Origin of the sequence: Kutzneria viridogrisea DSM 43870, from assembly GCF_000525635.1 — a bacterium.
Taxonomy (GTDB): domain Bacteria; phylum Actinomycetota; class Actinomycetes; order Mycobacteriales; family Pseudonocardiaceae; genus Kutzneria; species Kutzneria viridogrisea.
In genome coordinates this window covers 5,229,950-5,250,261 of sequence record NZ_CP007155.1, presented here as the reverse complement: position 1 = coordinate 5,250,261, position 20,312 = coordinate 5,229,950, and the positions used below count along the sequence as shown (strand labels likewise).

At 70.1% G+C, this 20,312-nt stretch carries 25 protein-coding genes; 15 read left to right on the top strand and 10 right to left on the bottom strand.

The window, feature by feature from the left end:
* Positions 1-20: 20 nt before the first annotated feature.
* From KALB_RS23230 to KALB_RS23215, 4 genes are all read left to right on the top strand, one after another.
* Entirely contained in the window at positions 21-1,484 is a 1,464-nt protein-coding gene (locus tag KALB_RS23230; RefSeq protein WP_025358109.1) for an MFS transporter, read from the top strand.
* Between the two features lie 84 nt (positions 1,485-1,568).
* A complete protein-coding gene (locus tag KALB_RS50215) occupies positions 1,569-2,834 on the top strand; it encodes a YhjD/YihY/BrkB family envelope integrity protein (RefSeq protein WP_025358108.1) in 1,266 nt (421 codons plus the stop codon).
* Positions 2,831-3,094, top strand: coding sequence for a DUF3618 domain-containing protein (locus KALB_RS23220; protein ID WP_025358107.1), 264 nt, complete (start codon positions 2,831-2,833; stop codon positions 3,092-3,094). Before KALB_RS50215 ends, KALB_RS23220 begins: the two co-directional genes overlap by 4 nt.
* 8 nt (positions 3,095-3,102) lie before the next feature.
* The gene (locus KALB_RS23215) at positions 3,103-3,363 is read left to right on the top strand and encodes a DUF4235 domain-containing protein (RefSeq protein WP_201772029.1); all 261 of its coding nucleotides are present in this window, start codon (positions 3,103-3,105) and stop codon (positions 3,361-3,363) included.
* Positions 3,364-3,373: 10 nt separating this feature from the next.
* On the opposite strand, the gene KALB_RS23210 is transcribed toward KALB_RS23215, so the two are convergent.
* The gene (locus tag KALB_RS23210) at positions 3,374-3,658 is read right to left on the bottom strand and encodes a hypothetical protein (RefSeq protein WP_025358105.1); all 285 of its coding nucleotides are present in this window, start codon (positions 3,656-3,658) and stop codon (positions 3,374-3,376) included.
* A 143-nt stretch (positions 3,659-3,801) separates the two neighbouring features.
* Here KALB_RS23210 and ctaD point away from each other — a divergent pair, with 143 nt between their 5' ends.
* The 4 genes from ctaD (at position 3,802) to KALB_RS23190 (ending at position 6,860) form a co-directional block, all read left to right on the top strand.
* On the top strand, positions 3,802-5,550 hold the full coding sequence (gene ctaD / locus KALB_RS23205; RefSeq protein WP_042220701.1) for an aa3-type cytochrome oxidase subunit I: 1,749 nt from the start codon (positions 3,802-3,804) through the stop codon (positions 5,548-5,550).
* Between the two features lie 87 nt (positions 5,551-5,637).
* The gene (locus KALB_RS23200; RefSeq protein WP_025358103.1) at positions 5,638-6,057 is read left to right on the top strand and encodes a hypothetical protein; all 420 of its coding nucleotides are present in this window, start codon (positions 5,638-5,640) and stop codon (positions 6,055-6,057) included.
* A 5-nt stretch (positions 6,058-6,062) separates the two neighbouring features.
* Positions 6,063-6,530, top strand: a complete 468-nt coding sequence (locus tag KALB_RS23195; protein WP_025358102.1) for a hypothetical protein — start codon at positions 6,063-6,065, stop codon at positions 6,528-6,530.
* 3 nt (positions 6,531-6,533) lie between these two features.
* Positions 6,534-6,860 (top strand): winged helix-turn-helix domain-containing protein, encoded by a 327-nt coding sequence (locus KALB_RS23190; protein WP_025358101.1) that lies wholly within the window; start codon positions 6,534-6,536, stop codon positions 6,858-6,860.
* Positions 6,861-6,922: 62 nt separating this feature from the next.
* Here the strand turns inward: KALB_RS23190 and KALB_RS23185 are convergent, their stop codons facing one another.
* On the bottom strand, positions 6,923-7,708 hold the full coding sequence (locus tag KALB_RS23185) for an SDR family oxidoreductase (protein ID WP_030111906.1): 786 nt from the start codon (positions 7,706-7,708) through the stop codon (positions 6,923-6,925).
* A gap of 111 nt (positions 7,709-7,819) precedes the next feature.
* Between KALB_RS23185 and KALB_RS46725 the strand changes: the two genes are divergently transcribed.
* From KALB_RS46725 to KALB_RS23165, 3 genes are all read left to right on the top strand, one after another.
* Positions 7,820-8,707, top strand: coding sequence for a hypothetical protein (locus tag KALB_RS46725; RefSeq protein WP_025358099.1), 888 nt, complete (start codon positions 7,820-7,822; stop codon positions 8,705-8,707).
* A 141-nt stretch (positions 8,708-8,848) separates the two neighbouring features.
* Positions 8,849-11,800, top strand: coding sequence for a trypsin-like serine protease (locus KALB_RS44125; protein WP_081789460.1), 2,952 nt, complete (start codon positions 8,849-8,851; stop codon positions 11,798-11,800).
* A gap of 26 nt (positions 11,801-11,826) precedes the next feature.
* Complete coding sequence (locus KALB_RS23165) at positions 11,827-12,381, top strand: CHAP domain-containing protein (RefSeq protein WP_025358097.1); 555 nt, start codon at positions 11,827-11,829, stop codon at positions 12,379-12,381.
* A gap of 48 nt (positions 12,382-12,429) precedes the next feature.
* On the opposite strand, the gene KALB_RS23160 is transcribed toward KALB_RS23165, so the two are convergent.
* Positions 12,430-12,894, bottom strand: coding sequence for an RICIN domain-containing protein (locus tag KALB_RS23160; RefSeq protein ID WP_081789941.1), 465 nt, complete (start codon positions 12,892-12,894; stop codon positions 12,430-12,432).
* Between the two features lie 180 nt (positions 12,895-13,074).
* Positions 13,075-13,245, bottom strand: a complete 171-nt coding sequence (locus tag KALB_RS47690; protein WP_158510790.1) for a hypothetical protein — start codon at positions 13,243-13,245, stop codon at positions 13,075-13,077.
* 122 nt (positions 13,246-13,367) lie between these two features.
* Here KALB_RS47690 and KALB_RS23155 point away from each other — a divergent pair, with 122 nt between their 5' ends.
* Positions 13,368-13,844 carry an ATP-binding protein gene (locus tag KALB_RS23155; RefSeq protein ID WP_081789459.1) on the top strand — a complete coding sequence of 159 codons (477 nt, stop codon included), beginning with the start codon at positions 13,368-13,370 and terminating at the stop codon, positions 13,842-13,844.
* A gap of 44 nt (positions 13,845-13,888) precedes the next feature.
* On the opposite strand, the gene KALB_RS23150 is transcribed toward KALB_RS23155, so the two are convergent.
* The 4 genes from KALB_RS23150 to KALB_RS49895 all read right to left on the bottom strand — a co-directional run bounded on the left by KALB_RS23150 (position 13,889) and on the right by KALB_RS49895 (position 16,557).
* Positions 13,889-14,650, bottom strand: coding sequence for a S1 family peptidase (locus tag KALB_RS23150; protein ID WP_025358094.1), 762 nt, complete (start codon positions 14,648-14,650; stop codon positions 13,889-13,891).
* Positions 14,651-14,881: 231 nt separating this feature from the next.
* Complete coding sequence (locus tag KALB_RS23145) at positions 14,882-15,877, bottom strand: hypothetical protein (protein ID WP_025358093.1); 996 nt, start codon at positions 15,875-15,877, stop codon at positions 14,882-14,884.
* A 15-nt stretch (positions 15,878-15,892) separates the two neighbouring features.
* The gene (locus tag KALB_RS23140) at positions 15,893-16,414 is read right to left on the bottom strand and encodes an SRPBCC family protein (protein WP_025358092.1); all 522 of its coding nucleotides are present in this window, start codon (positions 16,412-16,414) and stop codon (positions 15,893-15,895) included.
* 14 nt (positions 16,415-16,428) lie between these two features.
* Positions 16,429-16,557, bottom strand: coding sequence for a hypothetical protein (locus tag KALB_RS49895; RefSeq protein ID WP_268872211.1), 129 nt, complete (start codon positions 16,555-16,557; stop codon positions 16,429-16,431).
* Positions 16,558-16,675: 118 nt separating this feature from the next.
* Here KALB_RS49895 and KALB_RS23135 point away from each other — a divergent pair, with 118 nt between their 5' ends.
* The 3 genes from KALB_RS23135 to KALB_RS46720 all read left to right on the top strand — a co-directional run bounded on the left by KALB_RS23135 (position 16,676) and on the right by KALB_RS46720 (position 17,892).
* Positions 16,676-17,200, top strand: coding sequence for a P-loop nucleotide/nucleoside kinase family protein (locus tag KALB_RS23135; protein ID WP_025358091.1), 525 nt, complete (start codon positions 16,676-16,678; stop codon positions 17,198-17,200).
* Between the two features lie 121 nt (positions 17,201-17,321).
* Positions 17,322-17,693, top strand: a complete 372-nt coding sequence (locus KALB_RS23130; protein WP_025358090.1) for a sigma factor — start codon at positions 17,322-17,324, stop codon at positions 17,691-17,693.
* A gap of 19 nt (positions 17,694-17,712) precedes the next feature.
* Positions 17,713-17,892, top strand: a complete 180-nt coding sequence (locus tag KALB_RS46720) for a hypothetical protein (protein WP_148309585.1) — start codon at positions 17,713-17,715, stop codon at positions 17,890-17,892.
* A gap of 174 nt (positions 17,893-18,066) precedes the next feature.
* Here KALB_RS46720 and KALB_RS48275 read toward each other — a convergent pair whose 3' ends face one another.
* On the bottom strand, positions 18,067-18,222 hold the full coding sequence (locus KALB_RS48275; protein WP_169743532.1) for a hypothetical protein: 156 nt from the start codon (positions 18,220-18,222) through the stop codon (positions 18,067-18,069).
* Between the two features lie 97 nt (positions 18,223-18,319).
* Positions 18,320-20,062 carry a pyruvate dehydrogenase gene (locus KALB_RS23125; RefSeq protein ID WP_025358089.1) on the bottom strand — a complete coding sequence of 581 codons (1,743 nt, stop codon included), beginning with the start codon at positions 20,060-20,062 and terminating at the stop codon, positions 18,320-18,322.
* Positions 20,063-20,312: the final 250 nt, after the last annotated feature.

The window sequence follows — 20,312 nt, the reverse complement described above, 5'->3', positions numbered from 1 at the left end:
CCCGCCGAGGCCAAGATGAGTTGGTGACCTCTCCCGATCCACGGCGCTGGCGGGCGCTGTCCGTGAGCCTGGCCGCCGGGTTCATGAGCCTGCTCGACGTCAGCATCGTCAACGTGGCCCTGCCCTCCATCCAGCAGGGGCTCGGCGCGTCCTCCGGCGGCGTGCAGTGGATCGTCTCCGGTTACGCGCTGACCTTCGGGCTGTCGCTGGTCGCGGGCGGCAGGCTGGGTGACGTGCTGGGGCGCCGGCGCATGTTCCTGATCGCGCTGACCGGGTTCGTGCTGACCAGCGCGCTGGCCGGGGCCGCGCCCAACGAGGGGCTGCTGGTGGCGGCCCGGCTCGCGCAGGGTCTTGCCGCCGGTCTGCTCACCCCGCAGAACTCGGGCCTGATCCAGGACATGTTCCGCGGGGCGGAGCGCGGCCGGGCCTTCGGCATGTTCGGTGCCACCGTGGGCATCTCCACGGCCACCGGACCGGTGCTGGGCGGGCTGATCCTGGCCGCGTTCGGTGCGGACTCCGGCTGGCGCTGGGTGTTCTACGTCAACGTGCCGGTCGGGGCGCTGGCCTTCGCGCTGGCCTGGCTGTGGCTGCCCAGGGCGGACACCGGCCTGCGCACCCTGCGCCACCAGATCGACTACCGGGGTGCGCTGCTGCTCGGGATCGCCGTGCTCTGCGTGCTGTTCCCGCTGGTGCAGTCCGAGGGCGGCGGCACCCCGTGGCTCTGGCTGCTCGTGCTGCTGGCCCCGGCCTTCGGCTACGCGTTCGTCCGCTGGGAGCAGCGGGTCGCCGGGCGCGGCGGCAAGCCGCTGCTGGACCTGACCCTGTTCACCGCCGTACCGGGTTATCCGCCCGGCCTCGTGCTGGGCACGGTGTACTTCTGCGGCTTCACCGGGATCTTCCTGGTGATGTCGCTGTTCCTGCAGAAGGGCTTGCAGTACACCCCGTTGCAGTCCGGGCTGGCCGTGACCCCGTTCGCGCTCGGCTCGGCGATCACCGCCGTGGTCGCCGGGCGGCTGGTGTCGCGGTTCGGCCGCGGGCTCACCCTCACCGGCCTGTGCCTGGTGACGCTCGGGCTGATCGGTGTGGCGGTGGTGGTGCTGCTGGTGCCCGAGCGGGAACTGGGCTGGGCACTGACCCTGCCGCTGCTGCTCGCCGGTGTCGGCGGTGGGGCGGTGATCTCGCCGAACACCACGCTGACCCTGGAGTGCGTGCCCAACCGGGTGGCCGGCGCCGCGGGCGGGGCGTTGCAGACGGGGCAGCGGATCGGCACCGCGATCGGGACCGCGGTGCTCGCCACCGCCTACTACACCACCGTTTCGGCCACCGGGGGCAGGTACCCGGTGGCCGTGTCGGTGGCGATGCTGTGCGCGATCGGGTTCATGCTGGTGGCCATCACCGTGGCCGTACTGGAGTTGCGCGCACGTCGGCGCCGCGTGGTCGATGCCGACCGGGACGAGGCGCTGGCCGCCGACGTGCAGCGCTAGCGGCTCACCGGCGGCCACGCGGGCGCATAACCGCCACCCGAACCGGGTACGTCCCAGTCGGACAGCCTGGACGGAGGTGGTGGCATGTCCTGGGCCGAGGTGCTCAAGCGCACGGCGCGCGGTTTCGGGCAGCACAACCTGTACGACCTGGCCGCGGCCCTGACCTACTACAGCGTGCTGTCGATCTTCCCCGGCCTGGTCGTGCTGACCGCCGCACTGGGCCTGCTGGGGCCGCGGTCCACGCAGCCCCTGGTCGACAGCATCAACCAGCTCGCGCCCGGGCAGAGCCGTGACCTGCTGATCGGAACCATCGACGACCTGCAACGCTCCTCGGGGCTGGCGGGCCCGCTGGCGGTGGTCGGTGTGCTGGCCGCGCTGTGGTCGGCCTCCGGCTACGTCGGGGCGTTCATGCGCGCCAGCAACACCATCCACGGTGCCACCGAATCGCGCCCGGTGTTGAAGCGCTATGGGCTGCGCCTGGCGCTGACGGTGGTCGCCGTGCTGGTCCTCGCGTTGTGCTCAGCCGGTGCCGTGGCCTCCGGCGCGCTCGCGGAACGGCTCGGAGCCCTGCTCGGTTTCGGCGAGACCGCCGTGCTGGTGTGGGACACCGCGAAGTGGCCGGTGATCGCCGCGCTGGTCGGGCTGGTCCTGGCCCTGTTGTACCGGCTCAGCCCGGACTCGGCTCGCGGCCCGTGGTTCGGCCCCGGCGGGCTGCTCGCGGTGCTGCTGTGGGCGCTGGCCTCAGCGGGGTTCGGCCTGTACGTGGCCAATTTCGGTTCCTACAACAAGACCTACGGCGCGCTGGCAGGCGTGATCGTGTTCCTGGTCTGGTTGTGGATCTCCAATCTCGTCGTGCTGCTGGGCGCCGAACTGGACGCCCAGGTCGCGGCGGAACGGGAAGACCAACACCCGAGCGGCACAGGAAGGCAGGAGATCATGTCCAGCGACATTGGTCAGGCACGACCGCAGGACCAGTCGGTGGCCCAGTTGGTGCACGACGCCTCCGAGCAGCTCTCGCGGCTGGTGCGGGAGGAGATGCGCCTGGCCGCGGTGGAACTGCGGAACAAGGGCAAGCGGGCCGGCGCGGGCGCGGGGCTTTTCGGCGGGGCCGGGGTGCTCGCGCTCTACGGGGTCGCCGTGCTGATCGCGGCGGGCGTGCTCGGTCTCGCACTGGTGGTGCAGCCCTGGCTGGCCGCGCTGATCGTCGGCGCGCTGCTGCTGATCGCGGCCGGGATCGCCGCACTGATCGGCAAGAGCCAGATCCAGGCCGCCGTACCGCCTGTGCCGGAGGAGGCTGTGGACGGGGTCAAGAAGGACGTCGAAGCCGTGAAGGAAGGACTGCACCGATGAGCACCGCTCCGCGCAACCAGTCCGAACTGGACGAAGCCACGCTCCGCGCCGACATCGAACTGACCAGGTCCGAGTTGGGCGACACCGTGGAAGCCTTGGCGCACAAGGTGAATGTCCCCGCGCGCGTCAAGGAGCAGGTGCGGCCGCGGGTGCGGCACCTGGTGAACACCGTGCAGCGGCGGCCGGGGCCGTCCATCGCCGTGGCGGTCACCGTGCTCCTCGCGTTGGGACTGTTGCTGCGTCGCGGCCGGAAGGGGTGAATCCCGTGCTGAAACTGCTCTACAAGCCGCTCGGGCTGGTGGTCAGCGTGCTCGGCGGGCTGGCGGCCAGTGCCGCTTTCAACCAGGTGTGGAAGTTGCTCACGGGGGAGAAGCAGGCGCCGGAGGCCACCGACGAGCAGCGCCGCTGGGGTGAGGTGCTGGCCGCGGCCGCCGTGCAGGGCGCCGTGTTCGGACTGGTCAAGGCGGCCATCGACCGCGGCGGCGCGGCCGGGTACCGCAAGGCGACCGGGGAGTGGCCGAAGAAGTGACGCGGGACGGTCAGCCCGGTGCGACCGCCTGGAGCAGTGCGGCCACGAACAGCAGCAGTGCGGCCGCAACCGCCAGTGCGGTGAGGAACCGCGGCCCCGTGCGATGACGGCCGCGGTGCCGGATGCTGGGGTGCCGGATGCTGGGGTGTCGCCGTGCACGGTGCGCGGTGCTGCCCGCCGCCATCAGCAGCAGTTCCTGCTCTACCGAGGGGCAGCCCTCGGCCATGGCCAGCTCAGCCCTGGCCAACCGCTCGCGCTCGGCCGTGCTGAGGAAGGCCGGTTCCGGTTCCGACATGGCGAAGGTGGTACCCGCCCGCGAGCGGTTCTCCCGCAGATCACCCAGGCTGGTCGGAATTCACCCGTTCGCCGGAGATGATCCGCGATCGACCGGGTAGTCGAGCCCCGGTCATTTGCGCGCGGTCAGACGGGAGTTCTCTCATGGCGGTCTCGCTCGAGCCGGTGGCGGTGCGCCCGTACCCGGTGCGACGCCGGAGCAAGGGCACGGCGTTGTTGCGGCTGTTCAGCACCACTGACCACAAGCAGATCGGCATGCTGTACCTGGTCACCTCCTTCGCCTTTTTCGTGGTCGGCGGGTTCATGGCCTTGCTGATGCGCACCGAACTGGCCGCACCTGGTCTGCAGTTCCTCTCGCCCGAGCAGTACAACCAGTTGTTCACCATGCATGGCACGATCATGCTGCTGCTCTACGCCACCCCCAACGTGTTCGGCTTCGCCAACTACGTGCTGCCGCTGCAAATCGGCTCACCGGACGTGGCCTTCCCCCGGCTCAACGCTTTCGCGTACTGGCTGTACCTGCTCGGCGGGCTGATCGTGCTGGGCGGCTTCCTCACCCCGGGTGGTGCGGCCGACTTCGGCTGGTTCGCCTACACCCCGCTGTCCGACGCCATCCACGCCCCCGGTGTCGGCGCCGACCTGTGGATCACCGGCCTGGTGGTCAGCGGGCTGGGCACCATCCTCGGCGCGGTCAACATGATCACCACGGTGGTCTGCCTGCGCGGGCCGGGCATGGCGATGTTCCGGATGCCGATCTTCACCTGGAACATCCTGATCACGAGCATCCTGGTGCTGATGGCCTTTCCGATCCTGACCGCGGCACTGCTGGGCCTGGCCGCCGACCGGCACCTGGGCGCGCACGTGTTCGACCCGGCCAACGGCGGCGCGATCCTGTGGCAGCACCTGTTCTGGTTCTTCGGCCATCCCGAGGTCTACATCGTGGCCCTGCCCTACTTCGGCATCGTCTCCGAGGTCTTCCCGGTGTTCAGCCGAAAACCCCTGTTCGGCTACAAGGGACTGGTCTTCGCCACCCTGGCCATCGCCGCGCTGTCGGTGACCGTGTGGGCGCACCACATGTTCGGCACGGGGGCGGTGCTGCTGCCCTTCTTCTCCTTCATGACCTTCCTGATCGCGGTCCCGACCGGTGTGAAGTTCTTCAACTGGATTGGCACGATGTGGAGGGGGCAGTTGACCTTCGAGAGCCCGATGCTCTGGGCGGTGGGCTTCCTGCTCACCTTCCTGTTCGGCGGGCTGACCGGCATCCTGCTCGCCTCACCGCCGATCGACTTCCACGTCACCGACACCTACTTCGTGGTGGCGCACTTCCACTACGTGCTGTTCGGCACCATCGTGTTCGCCACCTTCTCGGGCATCTACTTCTGGTTCCCCAAGATCACCGGCCGGATGCTGGACGAGCCGTTGGCCAAGCTGCACTTCTGGACCACGTTCATCGGCTTCCACCTGACGTTCCTGGTGCAGCACTGGCTCGGTGCCGCGGGCATGCCGCGCCGCTACGCCGACTACCTGCCACAGGACGGGTTCACCGCGCTGAACACGGTGTCCACCATCGGCTCCTACGTGCTGGGCGCCTCGGTCCTGCCGTTCGTGTGGAACGTGTTCCGCAGCTACCGGTACGGCGAGGTGGTCGCGGTGGACGACCCGTGGGGCCACGGCAACTCGCTGGAGTGGGCCACCAGCAGTCCTCCGCCCAGGCACAACTTCACCTCGCTGCCGAGGATCCGCTCCGAGCGGCCCGCCTTCGAGTCGCACTACCCGCACATGCGTGAGCGCATCCGCGCCGAAGCGCACATCGCCGGGATGCCCGCGCCCTCCGAAGGGCTGGCCCACTCCGCCCAGTCCGGCAGCGCGCAGGGTGATCCGCGGGCGAAGTGAGGTAGTCCCCTTCCTTCGCGACAGTACTTGCCTGAAGAGAAAGTGCGTACTACTTTCTCTTCAGGCAAGTAGTCGCGAGGAGGCAACATGTTGATGGTGGAGCACCAGACCCAGGTCAAGGGGCTGCCCACGTGGTACTTCGTGCTGGTCGGGCTGCTCGTGGGCAGCCTGGACATCAGCCAGCAGTTCAGCGCCGAGTACCCGCTGGTCAGCCTGCTGCCGCTGACGATAACGGCGGTGCACCTCAGCCTGTGGTTCGGCCTGCTGTCGCGCAGGCGCGAGTACATCCGGGCGGTCTGGCGCTCACCGGGCGCCCGCGTGCTGGTGCTCGCGCTGGTCGCGGTCCGGCTGCTGCTCCAGTGGGGGCTGGGCGCGCTGACCGACTCGGTGGCCCCGCTGCACAGCTACGCGCACCTGGTCATCGGACTGGTGATGGTGGTGCTGACCTCGGTGGGCGCGTGGTTTGATCAGTGGCTGGTGCTGCGCACGCTGAACAGGAAGGTCTGAGCACGGTGTCCCAACCCACGCCGGAAGAAGCTGCCAGGGCGCTGCGCGAGGTGTCGGACCGCCGCGCGCAGGGCTTGCGCGGCACGGTGCACCCCCGCTGGGTGTGGGTCCTGGCCGGCGCGTTCCTGGCTGGGTACCTCGCCGCCATGGACCTGCTCCCCGAGGACGCCCGCGGCTGGGTCAGCTGGGCGTTCGCCGCGGTGATGCTCGTCTACGCCCTTGGTGTGCGCAGTCGATTCGCCTCGACCCTGATGGGCCAGTCCGCCCGGGCGAACCTGGGCTCGGTCCCGGTGCGACCCAGGGTGTTCTACCTGATCGGATTGCTGGTCTGCACCGGGCTGCTCATGCTCGTGCTGCACCTGCTCCAGGTGCCGCACATGATGATCGTCTACGGGGTCGTGGTGGGGGTGTACCTCAGCCTGCTGGGGCCGAGGACGCAGGCCTGGATCCTGGCCGCGAAGGCGCGGGACTGAGCCGTGGACGGACTGGACCCCCTGCTGCTGGACCCGACCCGGCTGGCGATCGTGTCCCTGCTGTCCGCCGTAGAGTGGGCGGAGTTCGGCTACGTGCGCGACTCGGCTGGGCTCTCGGACTCGGCGCTGTCCAAGCAGGTCACCACGCTGGGCAAGGCCGAGTACGTGGAGGTGCGCAAGGGGTACGTCGGCAAGCGCCCGCGCACCTGGCTCAACCTCACCGGCGGCGGGCGGCGCGCCCTCGGCGGGCACGTACTGGCCCTACAGGCCATCGCCGACCGCGCACGCCTGGACGGCGCGAGCCACCAGGCCGAACCGCGTCAGGGCTGACCGCCCGACCTCCTCCTGCCTTATCCTGCTGCGCCCCTGACCCGGGTTCGCGGCCAGCGGCCTCAGGCCGAGGACGAGGGGCCACCGACCAGCACGCCGAAACCGCCGTCCACGCGGAGCATCGCACCGGAGACCGCGCCCATACCCGGGTCGGTGAGCAGGCCGATCACCGAGGCCACGTCCGTCGGCTCCACGATCCGGCCCAGGACCGAGTTCTCGCTCGTGTACTCCTGGCGCTCGGCGGTGAGCGCGGGGGCGCTGGCCTCGGTGCGGACCAGACCCGGCGAGACCGTGTTGACCGTGATCCCGTCCGCGGCGGCCTCGGCGGCCACGTGCCTGCTGAAGGTGTTGAGCGCGGACTTGGCCGTGGAGTGGGACAGCCGCCCGCCGCCGACGTGATCGGCCGCGGTGCTGGACACGTAGACGATCTGCCCGCCGCGCTGGCCGCGCATCACCTCCAGCACGGACTTGGTGACGAAGAAGGCCCCGGCGAGCTCGCCGGTGACCTTGCCGATGAACTCCTCCCAGGGCAGCTCGGACAGCGGGCCGAACCGGGGGTTGACCGTGTTCGCGTTGCACACCAGCACATCGATGCGCCCGTGCTCGGCGAGCACCGCGGCGACCATTGCCCGCACCTGTGCCTGCTCGCAGACGTCGGCCGCGATGGCGGTGGCGGCTCCACCCTCGGCCACGATCTGCTCGACCACCGCCTGTGCCGTGGCGGCACTGCTGCGGTAGTTGACGATCACGTGGTGGCCTCGCCGACCCAGTTCCCGCGCGGTGGCCGCACCCACCCCGCGGCCCGCCCCGGTGACCACGGCGACCGAAGTCGATGTCCGCACGTCCATCCCCTCTCGTTGAGCTATCCGCGGCACCGTAACAAGTGGCGGGGGAGCAGTTCCCGTGCAGCCGACGCCCGGGGGCTGGACTGAACGGCCCATCGGCGGGACAGTGGGCCGGTGTCCTCCCTGCACACCGGCTCGTTCGCGATCACGCTGGACGCGGCCATCGAAGACGCCGGTCTGAGCCTGGACCGGATCAGGCAGCACCTGGCTGCGCGCGGCGTGACCCTGTCCCGCAGCGCACTGTCCTACTGGCGGCACGGTCGTTCCCAACCGGAGCGCGAGTCCTCCCTGCACGCGGTCGGCCAGCTGGAGGAGGTGCTTGGCCTGTCTCCGGGCACGCTGACCTCCCTGCTCGGGCCCAGGGCTCCGCGCGGGCGCTGGCTGGGCCGCCCGGCCGACGCGCTGGAACGCCGCAGATTGTGGCCCTCGCTGCGGCCGGTCTCGGCGGAGCTGAAGCCGCCGCCGGACGGGCAGCTCACGTTCTGGTCGGTGCACGACCACCTGCTGGTGGACGAGCAGGGCCGCGAGCGGGCGCTGCGGGTGCGCATGGTCGCTGAGGCCACTGTGGACGGTGTGACCCGGCTGATGACCTACTACCAGACCGAGGATCTCGCGCGACAGGCCCCGCGCTACGGGGGCGTGCGGTTCTGCCGCCTCGGCAGGGTCCGCACCGACCCGGCGACCGGCCTGATCGTCGGCGAACTGCTGCTGGACCGGGAACTGGCCGCGGGCGAGGTCACCGCGGTGGAGTACGAGCTGGTGTTCCCGCCAGGCGATCCGATCGACTCCTACCACCGCAGGCTCACCCGGCCGATCCCGCAGTACCTCTGCCAGGTGCAGTTCGGCCTGCGCCTGCCAAGGCGGGTGTTCCGCTACGAGCAGCGCGGCCTGGACGGCCCGCGCAGGCGGGTCGGCGAGCTGCCGGTCGGCGCGACGCGCGCCGTCACCCTCAGTGCCCGCGATGCCAGGGCGGGCATTCTCGGCGCCCGCTGGGACTGGTAGCCAATTCTGTTGACACACCCTCGCCACCAGCGGGTTCACCGCTGAGCGCGCGGGGTTTTCACAGCGCCCTGGAAACCGCTGTCCTGTCCTGGTTACCGTCCGCGTTGCTTTGTTCCGTTCCCTGCAACCCCGGAGCAGCGCATGACAAGGAGTCCCTTACTGCTGGCCGCCGTCACGGTGGCCGCGGTCATCTCGGCGCCGCTGGCCTCGGCCGCGCCGCCACCGCTGGTGCCGCTGGGCACCGCACCCGCCCTGCCGTCCGGCGCCACCGCCGACAGCTCGGCCCTGCCCGCCGAACTGACCGTGGCGGTGGCGCTCAAGCCCCGCGACCAGGCGGGTGCCGAACGCTTCGTCGCCGCCACGGCCGACCCGAATTCCCCCGACTACCACCACTTCCTGAGCGCGGCGGAGTACACCGAGCGCTTCGGCCCTACCCCCGCAGCGGTGGACCAGGTGAGCAAGTACCTGTCCGGCAGCGGGTTGCGCGTCACCGAGGTCACCGGCAACCGCCAGGTCATCACGGCGACCGGCACGCCCGACCAGGTGGGACACGCCTTCAGCACCGCGCTGTCCGGCTTCCGCGCCACCTCCGGCGAGCGTTTCTTCAACGCCACCAAGGGCGTTTCACTGCCCGCGGACCTCGCGGGCGTGGTGCGTGGCGTCACCGGTCTGACCGACCGGGCCGCCGCGCACCGGGCCGGGTCACCCGCCGGTCCGGGCGGTCCCGGCGGCGGCTACACCCCGGCGCAGCTGCGCACGGCGTACTCGATGACCGGGCTGTCCGGTTCCTACGACGGTTCCGGCGAGACGGTCGGGCTCACCGAGTTCGACACCTTCAAGCAGTCCGACATCGACGCCTGGACCAAGTACTTCAACCAGCCCAGCGTGACCCCGCAGGTGGTCAAGGTCGACGGCGGCTTCCCCTCGCCCAGCTCCAACCAGCTCGAGGTCACCCTGGACGTGCAGGCCGTGGCCGCGACCGCGCCCAAGGCCGCGCAGATCGTCTACTCCGCACCCAACACCGACGAGGCGTGGGTGCACGAGATGGCCAAGATCGCCTCGGACAACAAGATCACCGTGCTGTCCAACTCCTGGTTGCTCGGTGAGAAGTGCGAGGCGGACCCGATCCCGTCCTCGCACGACTCGTACACGCAGCTGGCCGCCCAGGGCGTGACGATGCTGTCCGCCTCCGGCGACTGGGGCGCCACCGGCTGCGGCTACAACGGTGACAACAGCACCATCCAGGCCGACTACCCGCCCAGCGACCCGCTGTTCACCGGGGTCGGCGGCACCCAGCTGCGCACCTCCGACAGCGCGGGCACCTGGCAGTCCGAGTCCTGCTGGAACCAGGGCGGCAGCGGCAACACCCGGTCCGGCGGCGCCTACTCGCAGATCTACGCCAAGCCCGACTGGCAGCCCGGCAGCAACAAGTACCGTTCGGTGCCCGACGTCTCGCTGGTCGCCGACTACGGCGCTGGCGCGCTCTCGGTGTACATGAACGGCGGCTGGCAGGACGTCGGCGGCACCAGCCTGTCCTCCCCGCTGTGGGCCGGTTACGTGGCGATGCTCAACCAGAAGTCCCTGGCGGGCGGCAAGTCCAGGCTCGGCCAGCTCAACCAGAGCATCTACAAGATCGCGGGCTCGGCGGACTACCCGAGCACCTTCCACGACGTCACCTCGGGCGGCAACGGCACCTACGACGCGGGCACCGGCTACGACCTGTGCACCGGTTGGGGCTCGCCCAAGGCCGACGCCCTGGGCGCCAAGCTGACCGGCGGCGACACCCCGCCGCCCGCCAAGGACTTCACGCTCTCCGCCGCGCCCTCCTCGGGCACGGTGGAGGCGGGCAAGTCGGTCAGCACCACGATCACCGCCACCTCGGCCACCGCGGCGGCGCAGCCCTCCGTGGTCGGCGGCAGCCCGACCACCACCGCCGCGCACCCGTTCATCGTCTCCATGCGCCGCGAGGGTTCCGCCTTCCCCGGCCAGCAGTCCTGTACGGCAACCCTGTTCGGCCCGCGCACCGTGCTGCTGGCGGCGCACTGCCTGCTGGAGAAGCCGGGGCACAAGTGGTTCGTCTACGGGGCCGATGACCTCACCAAGGACACCGGCACCACCGCGGAGATCGCCAGCCAGTGGGTCCACCCCGACTACACCGACTGGTCCGCGGGCGCCGACATCGCCGTGGTCACCCTGGACAGGGATATGCCGGTGCCCGCCGGGACGACCTACCCGAAGCTGGCCACCGACACCAGCCTGGACGCCCCCGGTACCAAGGGGTTGACCATCGGCTGGGGGCAGACCGCCGCCAACACCTACAGCAACGTCCTGCGCCAGGCCGAGGTCCCGATCCAGGCGGACAGCGCCTGCAAGGGCCGGTTCACCGACCCGCAGGGCCAGGAGGAGTACAAGACCCCGGCGATGCTGTGCACCGGCTATCCCGACCACCACGCGGCGGCCTGCGTCGGTGACAGCGGTGGACCGTACCTGGTCGGCAACACCGTGGTCGGCGTGTTCTCGTGGATGTCCACGCAGTGCGACTGGAACGCCGTCTACGCCAGGGTGTCCACCTACGCCGCCGACATCGCACCGCACCTGCCCGACGGCCCGAACCCGCCGCAGACGGGGGCGATCACCCTGTCGGCCGCCGGACTGCCCAGCGGCGCAACGGCTTCGTTCAGTCCGTCCAGTGTGGACCTCGGCGGCAAGTCCACGCTGACCATCACCACCGGTGCGGACACCCCGGCCGGTACCTACCAGGTCACCGTCAGCGGCAAGGGGCCCAAGTCCACGCAGACGACGACCTACTCGCTGACCGTCACCGGCGGCACGCCCAGCGAGTTGACCCTGACCAACCCCGGCAACCAGACCAGCCGCTCGGGCCAGCCGGTGACCCTGCCGCTGAAGGCCTCCGGCGGCAGCACCCCGTACAAGTGGTCGGCCTCCGCCCTACCCGGCGGCCTGTCCATCGACGCGTCCACGGGCGTGATCTCCGGTACCCCAAGGGGATTCGACAACAAGCAGGTCACCGTGACCGTCACCGACTCGGCCGGGAAGAAGGCCACGGCCTCCTTCTACTGGTTCGTGTTCTGACAATCCCTGCACCGAAAGGCACCACAGTGAACCTCACCCGCCTGACCAGCGCGGCTCTGGCCGCCTGCGCCTGCGCCCTGCTGATGGCCAGCCCGGCCACCGCCGCCACGACCACGAGCACCGCCACGGCCACCCCGCACGCCGTGCCCGGCTCGATGGCCGCGGCGTTCGGCACCGTGCTGCCGCAGTCCGCCTCGCCAGCCACGATCGGTGACATCTACCCGGCCAAGTGGCGCAACATCCCGCAGGACAGCGTGGTCGACGACTGGAACATGTACAACCGCGAGTGCGTGTCCTGGGCCGCGTTCAACATCGACCGGCACGGCGAGAGCGCCTCGAACTACGGGGACGCCAAGTACTGGGACGACAACGCCCGCCAGCACGGCTACCAGGTGGACAACAACCCCACGCCCGGGGCCATCGCCCAGACCGACCGCGGTACCTACGGGCACGTGGCCATCGTGGACAGCGCCAGCGGCAACACCGTCACCGTCGAGGACTACAACTGGGACGGGACCGGCCACTACCTGCGGCACAACGTGAACAAGGGCGACTTCCGCTACATCCACTTCTACGGCTGACCGAATACGGCGGTGCCACCTGGCAGGGGTGGCACCGCCCCCTTCGGCCTAGTAGTACCAGTCCTGGTAGGCGCCGTTGTTGCAGGTGAACGTACGGAACCCACCGTCGTTGCTGTCGTCGATACAGCGACCGGTGGCCTGGTTCTTCAGGACCACCCCGCCGCCGTGGCCGATGAAGTACCAGCTCTGGTACTGGGAGAAGTTGCAGGTGTTGGTACGGAAGGCGTAGTCGCTGTCGTCGATGCACCGGCCGGTGACCCTGTTCATCAGCCGGTGGGTGTTGTCAGCCCAGTCGTCCACGCCCCACCGCTGGTAGTTCCCGCCGTTGCAGCTGAACGTGCGGAACCCGCCGTCGTTGCTGTCGTCGATGCAGCGGCCGGTGACCCCGCCGCGCAGGGTCAGGTCGGCGGTGCGCGGCGAGGTCGGTTGCGCCGAGGCCGTCACTGTCTCGCCGAGCAGGGCGAGCAGCACGACCGTCAGCACCGCGACGATCTTGCCCATGGGTGATCGCATCATCACTCCCCTTGATGTGGCCGACCGAGGTGGCCGGCCAGGTCAAGCTAGGGCTGATGCGTTGTTCACGGTCGGGGGTCGAACGCTGAACAGCACGGTCTGAACAGGGACCGGTGTTCAGGTGCGGGCTGCCGGATGCCGACCTGCCGGTGACGGTGGATTGCCCCGGGCGGGTTCGCGCTACGGGCGCCTGCGACCGAAGGCGCGGCCGATGAAGAAGCCGATGATCCCTCCGATGAGGAACACGACCAGCAGGAAGATGAGGATCGCGTTGCGAACCACCTCGAGGAAGTTCGCCGCCACGACGTGTTCGGTCAGCGCGGACAGGTGGAGCACGGACTGGGTCAGCATGCGCCCATCTTCCCACGCCAGGCAGCGCTGTGCCGTCGATCAGTGACCCTCCGCAGTGATCTTCGTCCACCCGGAGGGATGACGACCGGGTTGGTGCGGTCACACCGGGGTATCCCCGCTGGGTGACTACCGGTGCAGATCAGACCGTGCCCCCGGGCGGCGACGGGAGTGCCCCGACCCCAGTGGCGGACCTGCGGGTGCACGCGGTGCCCGCCGCACCCGAGTGGCTGGCGGCCGTCCGGCACGCGCTGGGGGAGTGGGCCGTGCGGGCGGGGCTGGCGGCCGACCAGGTCGCGGACCTGGTGCAGGCCAGCTACGAGGCGGTGGCCAACGTGATCGACCACGCCTACCCGGACACCGCGGGCCGGTTCGACGTGGACGCTGTCTACGAGCGGGAGGAGCAGCGCGTCACGGTCACCGTCACCGACTACGGTCGGTGGCGGGCGCCCCGGCCGGATGCGAGGTCCGTGCGGGGGCGCGGCCTGCTGCTGATCGAGCGGCTGGCACCGGAGTTCGAGCTCATCCCCGAACCCGGGGGCACCCAGGTCTACCTGGGCTGGCCCTGCCCGATCGCCACCGGCGGGGGCCCCAGCCGCTGATGGCGGGCCCGCAGCTCGGTGCGGGCCCGCCGGGGTGGACGCGGTCAGACGCCTGAGGTCTGCCGGATCCAGTCGCGGCCCGCGGCGACGCTGCCGTAGGTCGTGGTGCTGGAGCGGTCGCTGGTGGAGCAGACGCCGACCTGCACGCCGTTGTCCACCATCGGACCACCGGAGTCGCCGCCCGCCACGGCCCCGTTGGGCGTGCTGGCGCTGATCGCCGGGCCACCGTCGTTGTCGGTGGTGTTGGTGTTGGACACCGTGACGGTGGCCTTCTTCAGCACCGGCGACTGGTGGTGGCCCTCGTCGGTGGACTGGGTGGCGCCCCAGCCGTAGACGGTGGCCCGGTCGCCGCGCTTGGCGTCGCTGCTGGAGCTGGCCAGCTTGGCGAAGGTGCTGCCGCCGTCGGTGTCCAGCTCGATCAGCGCGAGGTCCCCGCTGGGGTCCAGGTAGCTGTTGGCCGCCTTGGCGTGCACCCCGCCGCTGGCGCTGTTCGACCCGATGTAGAGGTCGATGTCGGTCAGCACGTCGCCGTTGTTGTCGTGCATGCAGTGCTTGGCGGTCAGCACCCAGCGCGCGGAGATCAGCGTGCTGGTGCAGAAGAAGGTGTAGCCGTTGGCGTGCCCGTTGAACCGCGCGATGTAGCCGGGGTTCTGGGCGGTGCTGCCGCCGATGATGCTGGGCGAGGCGGTGTTCGGCACCGGCGCGGCGCTCGCGGTGGCGGGGACCAGGGCGAGCGAACCGAGCGCGGCACAGGAGCCGACGAGCAGTGCGAGGGCGCGCAGGGGCCCACGACTGTTGTCACGCATGGGTTTCTCCTAGCAAGGAGGACCCGGAACGGAGGTGGTGCTGCAGGGGGTTCCGGGTCTTTCAGCAGGGACCCCACGAATCTAGGTGACCTGCGCGCGCCGGAAATCCGACGCAGGAGGGGTGGGCGTCAACTGGACAGGACCCGACTTCCGGGGGTATTGCGCCGAACGGCGCGTGCTGCTAACGGGAAGTGGTTTCCTTCAGTGTGTTTCAAGAGTTTAGCCGTGCGATCAGTCCCAGTGCCAGCAGATCCCGTACACACCGGCGGGCACGGGTGCCTGGGCCAGGTGCACCGAGCCCGAGGGACTCGCCGTGAGCGGACGAAGGTCCCGTTCGGCACTGTCGAGCGCGTCACGCCGGTACGAGGAGCAGGCGGCCGGAACCGCGCCCGGGTCGAACTGCACCTCCAGCAGGTGCTCGTGCACCGGGTAGCTGAACCTGCGCTCGTAGCGCAGGTCCTGTGCGGTGTCGCGGAACGCGAACTGGTACTCGATGATCGCCGTCTCGCCCTGGGCGATGACCCGGTCGAGCGCCAACTCGCAGACGGTGAGGCACTGCTCGGGCAGGGAGCGCACCTCGACGGGGCTGCAATGGCGGGTCATGACCAGTTCGGGCGGGTCGCCGCCTGGCTGGCCGTACAGCAGCGCGTAGGCGAGGTCCACCGGCCCGTGCGTGGCGCGCACGACCTCGCGCACGTGCACCCCGTGCTGCACCCCGTCCACCCCGACCTGGACCGTCTCGTGCAGGCTCAGCCGGAAGAGCCGTTCCTCCGTGCGCATGCCGACCTCGGCCAGCAGGGACACGGCCGCGGGTGCGTTGGCCCACAACGACTTCGGGCGCCTGGCCCGCGGTTGTCTGCGCGGCGGGCGCGGCGTGTCGAGCAGTGCGCTCAACGCGCCGGACGCCAGCCCGAGAGCGCTTTCCAGGACGGCGAGCGCCCGCAGTGAACTCGCCCGCTCCGGGCGGCTGCGGCCGGTGCGCCAGTAGCTCAGCGTGCTCTTGCTGAGCTGGGTGCCCGTGGTGGCGAGCCGGTGCTGGAGGCGTTGCAGGCTCAGCCCGCTCGCGTCGATCGCCAGGGACAGCGCCCGGTGGAACGGTCCGCGCTGCAACGCCTCGTGCAGTTCGCGGTGGGGCAACGGTGGTGCTGAACCGAAGGGCGCGGCCAGGCGCATCGTGTCCTCGCAGGGTGGGACCAGTTGGTTCAGCAGAGTGTCCGTGATGGTCACGCCCCGGGCAAGCCCCTACGGTTCCTCGATGCGCCTGCCCTGCAACGGAGGGTTGCCCAGCGGGCCGGGGAACACCGTGTGCGAGTAGAAGTTCGGCATGTCCTCGGGGCCGGTGACCTGTTCGGTGCCGCCCCGCTCGACGACCTCCTTGAAGCGCTGGAGATCGCCGTGCACCCGGCGGGTGAGAACACCGAGGGCGGCACCGGCCTTCTCGGTCAGGCCGTGCGATTCGTACTCCATGCGCAGGCTCACCCGGGAGCTGCTGTCCGATGTGGACTCGAAGGTGACCTCGCCGCTGTGTTCGGCGCCATCCTCGCTGCGCCAGGCGATGCGGCCGGGACTCAGCTCGGTGATCCGGGCGTCGAACTCGCGGTGCAGACCGCCGATGCTGGTCTCCCAGTGCATGGTCGAGGAGTTGAGCCGCCGCACCCGGTCCACCCCCGCCATGAAGGAGGGGAACGACTCGAAGTGCGCCCACTGCTCGTAGGCGGTCCGCACGGGGACCTGGACGTCCACGTGCTCGGAGATGGTCGGCATCGTGTGTGTTCCTCTCAGCCGTTGCGGATCAGGTTGATCACCATCAGCGCCACGAGCAGCACCGTGGCCAGTGACACCAGGCCGACGGCGAGGGGTGTGGCGGTGGGGGCGCGTGCGGGATCTGGATCCGGTGGTGTGCTCACCTACTCCGGGTACCCACCGTCCCAGCGGTCAACCGGATCGCACCCGCGCGTTCGGCCGGCGGTGCCCGGCGGTCAAGTAGCTAGCCAGGGAGACCCGCACCCGATCTACCATCCCGGTGTGGCCTACGAAGACGGAGCACTGCTCATCACCGGCCCGGTGGGGGTGGGCAAGACCACGGTGGCGGAGGCCGTCGGCGACCTGCTCGCCGAGGCCAGGGTCCCGCACGCCGTGATCGACCTGGACTGGCTGCGCTGGAGCTGGCCCAGCCCGTCAGATGACCCCTTCAACCTCGGCCTGGAACTGCGCAACCTGGGGTCGGTGGCGCGCAACTACCTCGACGCGGGCGCGCGGCGACTGGTGCTGGCCGGTGTGGTCGAGAGCCGCGCCGACCGGCAGCGGTACGTCGAGGCGCTCGGCGTTGGCCTCACCGTGTGCCGCCTGAGCGCGGACCTGGCCGTCATCCGCGATCGGCTCGTCCAGCGACACGACGGTGACGCCGAGGGCCTGCGGTGGCACCTGGAACGCTCGCGGGAACTCGACAGGATCTTCGATCGCGCCCAGGTCGAGGACTTCGTCGTGGCTGCCGACCGGGCCGTTGCCGAGGTTGCCGAGGCCGTGGCGCGCGCTGCGGGTTGGCGCTGACCGCTGTTCGCCCCTTCCGGGTGGTTTTGCGGTTTGGGTTGGGGGTACTGACCTACGAGCAGTCCACGATGGCCGTTGACTGGTCACGTGCCCGTTCCGAGCGGTCCCCGAGGAGTCAAGCGTGGTCGACGCGCCGTTCTCAGAGTCGCTCGATGCCTTCGAGCGACTGGCGTCCAGCTACCAGGACAGGCTCTACCGGCTGGCGTTGCGCCTGCTCGGCGAGCCCGGCCGTGCCGAGGACGTGGTGTCCGAGGCCCTCATCGACGCGTGGCGGTGCCAGGTCCACCTCCTTGAGGAGGGCGCGGTCTCGTGCTGGCTCTACCGCGCGGTCCTCGCCGGGTGCTCCGCGCTGGCCCACCTCCCGCCGCGGCAGGGCCTGTGCCAGTTGCTGCGCGAGGAGTTCGAGCTGTCGTTCCAGCAGATCGCCGCGGTGCTCGTGACGACCCCGGCCGAGGTGCATGACCACCTGGCCGCGACCGTCGCCGTCGCCTGACTTCCTCCAAGGGGGAATCGTGCAGACACCCATCTTCGACCGCTTGGCGCGGCTGAGCGGGCTGACCTGGTTCGAGGGAAGCGACGGACGACTGTTCGTGGACCTGGGGCCCGCGCCGCGTGCTCCGGAGGCGGACGGGGCAGAGCCCAGGCCACCAGCTGACGAGCAGTACCGCGGGCATTCCCAGTGGACTCCCTGAGAACGGCGCCGAACCCGTCAGCAGGATGCGGCGCATGCAGCGCGCTGAACGGCCGTGTCATCGGCAGTTCCATCCGTACCAACCCTTTCAGGCGGCACCAAAGCCACCCGCACGGCACGAGCCCGGTGTGTCCCAGGCCGTGGGACGCACCAGGCTCGCGTGGTGTCGCAACGATCAGAACCAGTGGGCGCGGCCACCGATCCGGCGCCCGGCATTGCCGAGCAGCGCCAGCACCAGTCCGGCGACGACCAGCACGATGCCGATCGACCACAGGACGGGGATCTGGAGGAGAAATCCGGCGATCAGCAGGATGACACCCAAGGTGATCATGTCTTCAGCAACTCCTTCACGGTTCTCGTCGTTGCGAAGGGGATAGCCCGGGCACGGGTCCGGAAACGGACCGTTCGGAGCAACCTGGCCGCCACCCCTACGGCCGAGGGATGTTGCGCAGGTTCGCGCGGGCGAGCTGGATCATCCTGCCCACCCCGCCGTTGAGCACCATCTTGCTGGTGGCAACGGCGAATCCGGCCATCTGCTCGCCGGTGATGTGCGGCGGGATGGACAGGGCGTTGGGATCGGTGACCACGTCCACCAGCGCAGGACCCTTGTGGCTCAAGGCTTCCTCGAGTGCGCGGCGCACCTCGTGCGGGTCCTCGACCCGGATCCCGTGCGCCCCGGCGGCCCGCGCGATCGCCGCGTAGTCGGTGCCCTGGTACCGGGTGGCGTGCGGTTGCATGCCGGCGACCATCATCTCCAGGTCCACCATGCCCAGCGAGGAGTTGTTGAACAGCACCACCTTCACCGGCAGGTCGTACTGCACCAGGGTGAGGAAGTCGCCCATCAGCATGGAGAAGCCGCCGTCCCCGGACAGGGTGACCACCTGCCTGCCCCGGTCCACCGCCTGCGCGCCGATCGCCTGCGGCAGCGCGTTGGCCATCGACCCGTGGGTGAACGAGCCGATGATCCTGCGGCGGCCGTTCGGCGTGAGGTAGCGCGCCGCCCACACGTTGCACATGCCGGTGTCCACAGTGAACACCGCGTCCTCGGCGGCGACCTCGTCCAGGACGGACGCGACGTACTCGGGGTGGATCGGACGGTGCCGCTCGACCTCCCGCGTGTAGGCGGACACCACGTGCTCCAGTGCGCTGGAGTGCTTGCGCAGCATACGGTCCAGGAAGCTCCGGTCGGTTCGCCGCCGGACCTTCGGCGTCAGGCAGCGCAGGGTCTCGGCCACATCGCCCCACACGCCCAGGTCCAGGCGCGACCGTCGGCCCAGGTGCTCCGGCCGGATGTCCACCTGGACGATCCGCACGTCCTCGGGCAGGAAGGCGTTGTACGGGAAGTCCGTGCCCAGCAACAGGAGCAGGTCGCACTCGTGCATCGCCTCGTAGGCGGCACCGTAGCCGAGCAGCCCCGACATGCCCACGTCGAAGGGATTGTCGTACTGGATCCACTCCTTGCCGCGCAGCGCGTGTCCGACCGGGGACTTGACCCGGTCGGCCAGGGCCATCACCTCCGCGTGGGCACCGGCCGTGCCGCTGCCGCAGAACAGCGTGATCCGCTCCGCCCCGTCGACCAGCCGAGCCAGCTCGTCCAGTTCGGCCTCGCCGGGCCGCACGGTCGGCCGCCGGTTCACCAGCGCCGACCTGCCGGGCCGCACCGGCACCGACTGGCCAGCCACGTCACCCGGCATGCTGATCACCGCGACCCCGGAGCGGCCCACCGCGTGCTGCACCGCGGTCTGCGCCACGCGGGGCATCTGCCCGGGGTGGGAGATCATCTCCGAGTAGTGGCTGCACTCGGCGAACAGCCGGTCGGGATGCGTCTCCTGGAAGTAGCCGGTGCCGATCTCCCCGCTGGGGATGTGCGCGGCCAGCGCCAGCACCGGGGCCATGCTGCGGTGCGCGTCGAACAGGCCGTTGATCAGGTGCAGGTTGCCGGGACCGCAGCTCCCGGCGCAGGCCGTCAGCCGCCCGGTGACCTGCGCCTCGGCCCCGGCGGCGAACGCGGCGGTCTCCTCGTGCCGCACCTGCACCCACTCGATCCGCGAGCTGCGCCGCACCGCGTCGGTCACCGGGTTCAGGCTGTCGCCCACCACCCCGTACAACCGCCGGACCCCCGCTTGCACCAGGATGTCGACGAACTGTTCGGCAACGGTCTGGCTGGCCATCACGTGTTCCTCTCTGGGCGGCTGCACCGTACGGCCCAGTCTGCCGCCTGCTGGCCCAAGCCGCCGGTTTCACCTGTTCGCGTGAAGCATCGGCATGCGCGCGGCCATCGCCGAGCAGCCTTCGATTCGGCCAAACGTGTTGCGCCACAACGGGTTCCACCCGAATGCATACCGAAATCCGGGTAGTAATCCGGATTGACCCGCTTGGGGGCTTCGTTCGTGGGTAGCTTGTGGTTGCGGACGGAGGTCG

Coding starts and splice junctions, on each gene's coding strand:
- KALB_RS23200 (WP_025358103.1), top strand. CDS start 5,638: ATGTTGATGGTGGAGCACCAGACCCAGGTCAAGGGGCTGCCCACGTGG.
- KALB_RS23125 (WP_025358089.1), bottom strand. CDS start 20,062: ATGGCCAGCCAGACCGTTGCCGAACAGTTCGTCGACATCCTGGTGCAA.
- KALB_RS23140 (WP_025358092.1), bottom strand. CDS start 16,414: ATGCCGACCATCTCCGAGCACGTGGACGTCCAGGTCCCCGTGCGGACC.
- KALB_RS23220 (WP_025358107.1), top strand. CDS start 2,831: ATGAGCACCGCTCCGCGCAACCAGTCCGAACTGGACGAAGCCACGCTC.
- ctaD (WP_042220701.1), top strand. CDS start 3,802: ATGGCGGTCTCGCTCGAGCCGGTGGCGGTGCGCCCGTACCCGGTGCGA.
- KALB_RS47690 (WP_158510790.1), bottom strand. CDS start 13,245: ATGCTGACCCAGTCCGTGCTCCACCTGTCCGCGCTGACCGAACACGTC.
- KALB_RS23185 (WP_030111906.1), bottom strand. CDS start 7,708: ATGGACGTGCGGACATCGACTTCGGTCGCCGTGGTCACCGGGGCGGGC.
- KALB_RS48275 (WP_169743532.1), bottom strand. CDS start 18,222: ATGATCACCTTGGGTGTCATCCTGCTGATCGCCGGATTTCTCCTCCAG.
- KALB_RS44125 (WP_081789460.1), top strand. CDS start 8,849: ATGACAAGGAGTCCCTTACTGCTGGCCGCCGTCACGGTGGCCGCGGTC.
- KALB_RS50215 (WP_025358108.1), top strand. CDS start 1,569: ATGTCCTGGGCCGAGGTGCTCAAGCGCACGGCGCGCGGTTTCGGGCAG.
- KALB_RS23210 (WP_025358105.1), bottom strand. CDS start 3,658: ATGTCGGAACCGGAACCGGCCTTCCTCAGCACGGCCGAGCGCGAGCGG.
- KALB_RS23150 (WP_025358094.1), bottom strand. CDS start 14,650: ATGCGTGACAACAGTCGTGGGCCCCTGCGCGCCCTCGCACTGCTCGTC.
- KALB_RS23160 (WP_081789941.1), bottom strand. CDS start 12,894: ATGCGATCACCCATGGGCAAGATCGTCGCGGTGCTGACGGTCGTGCTG.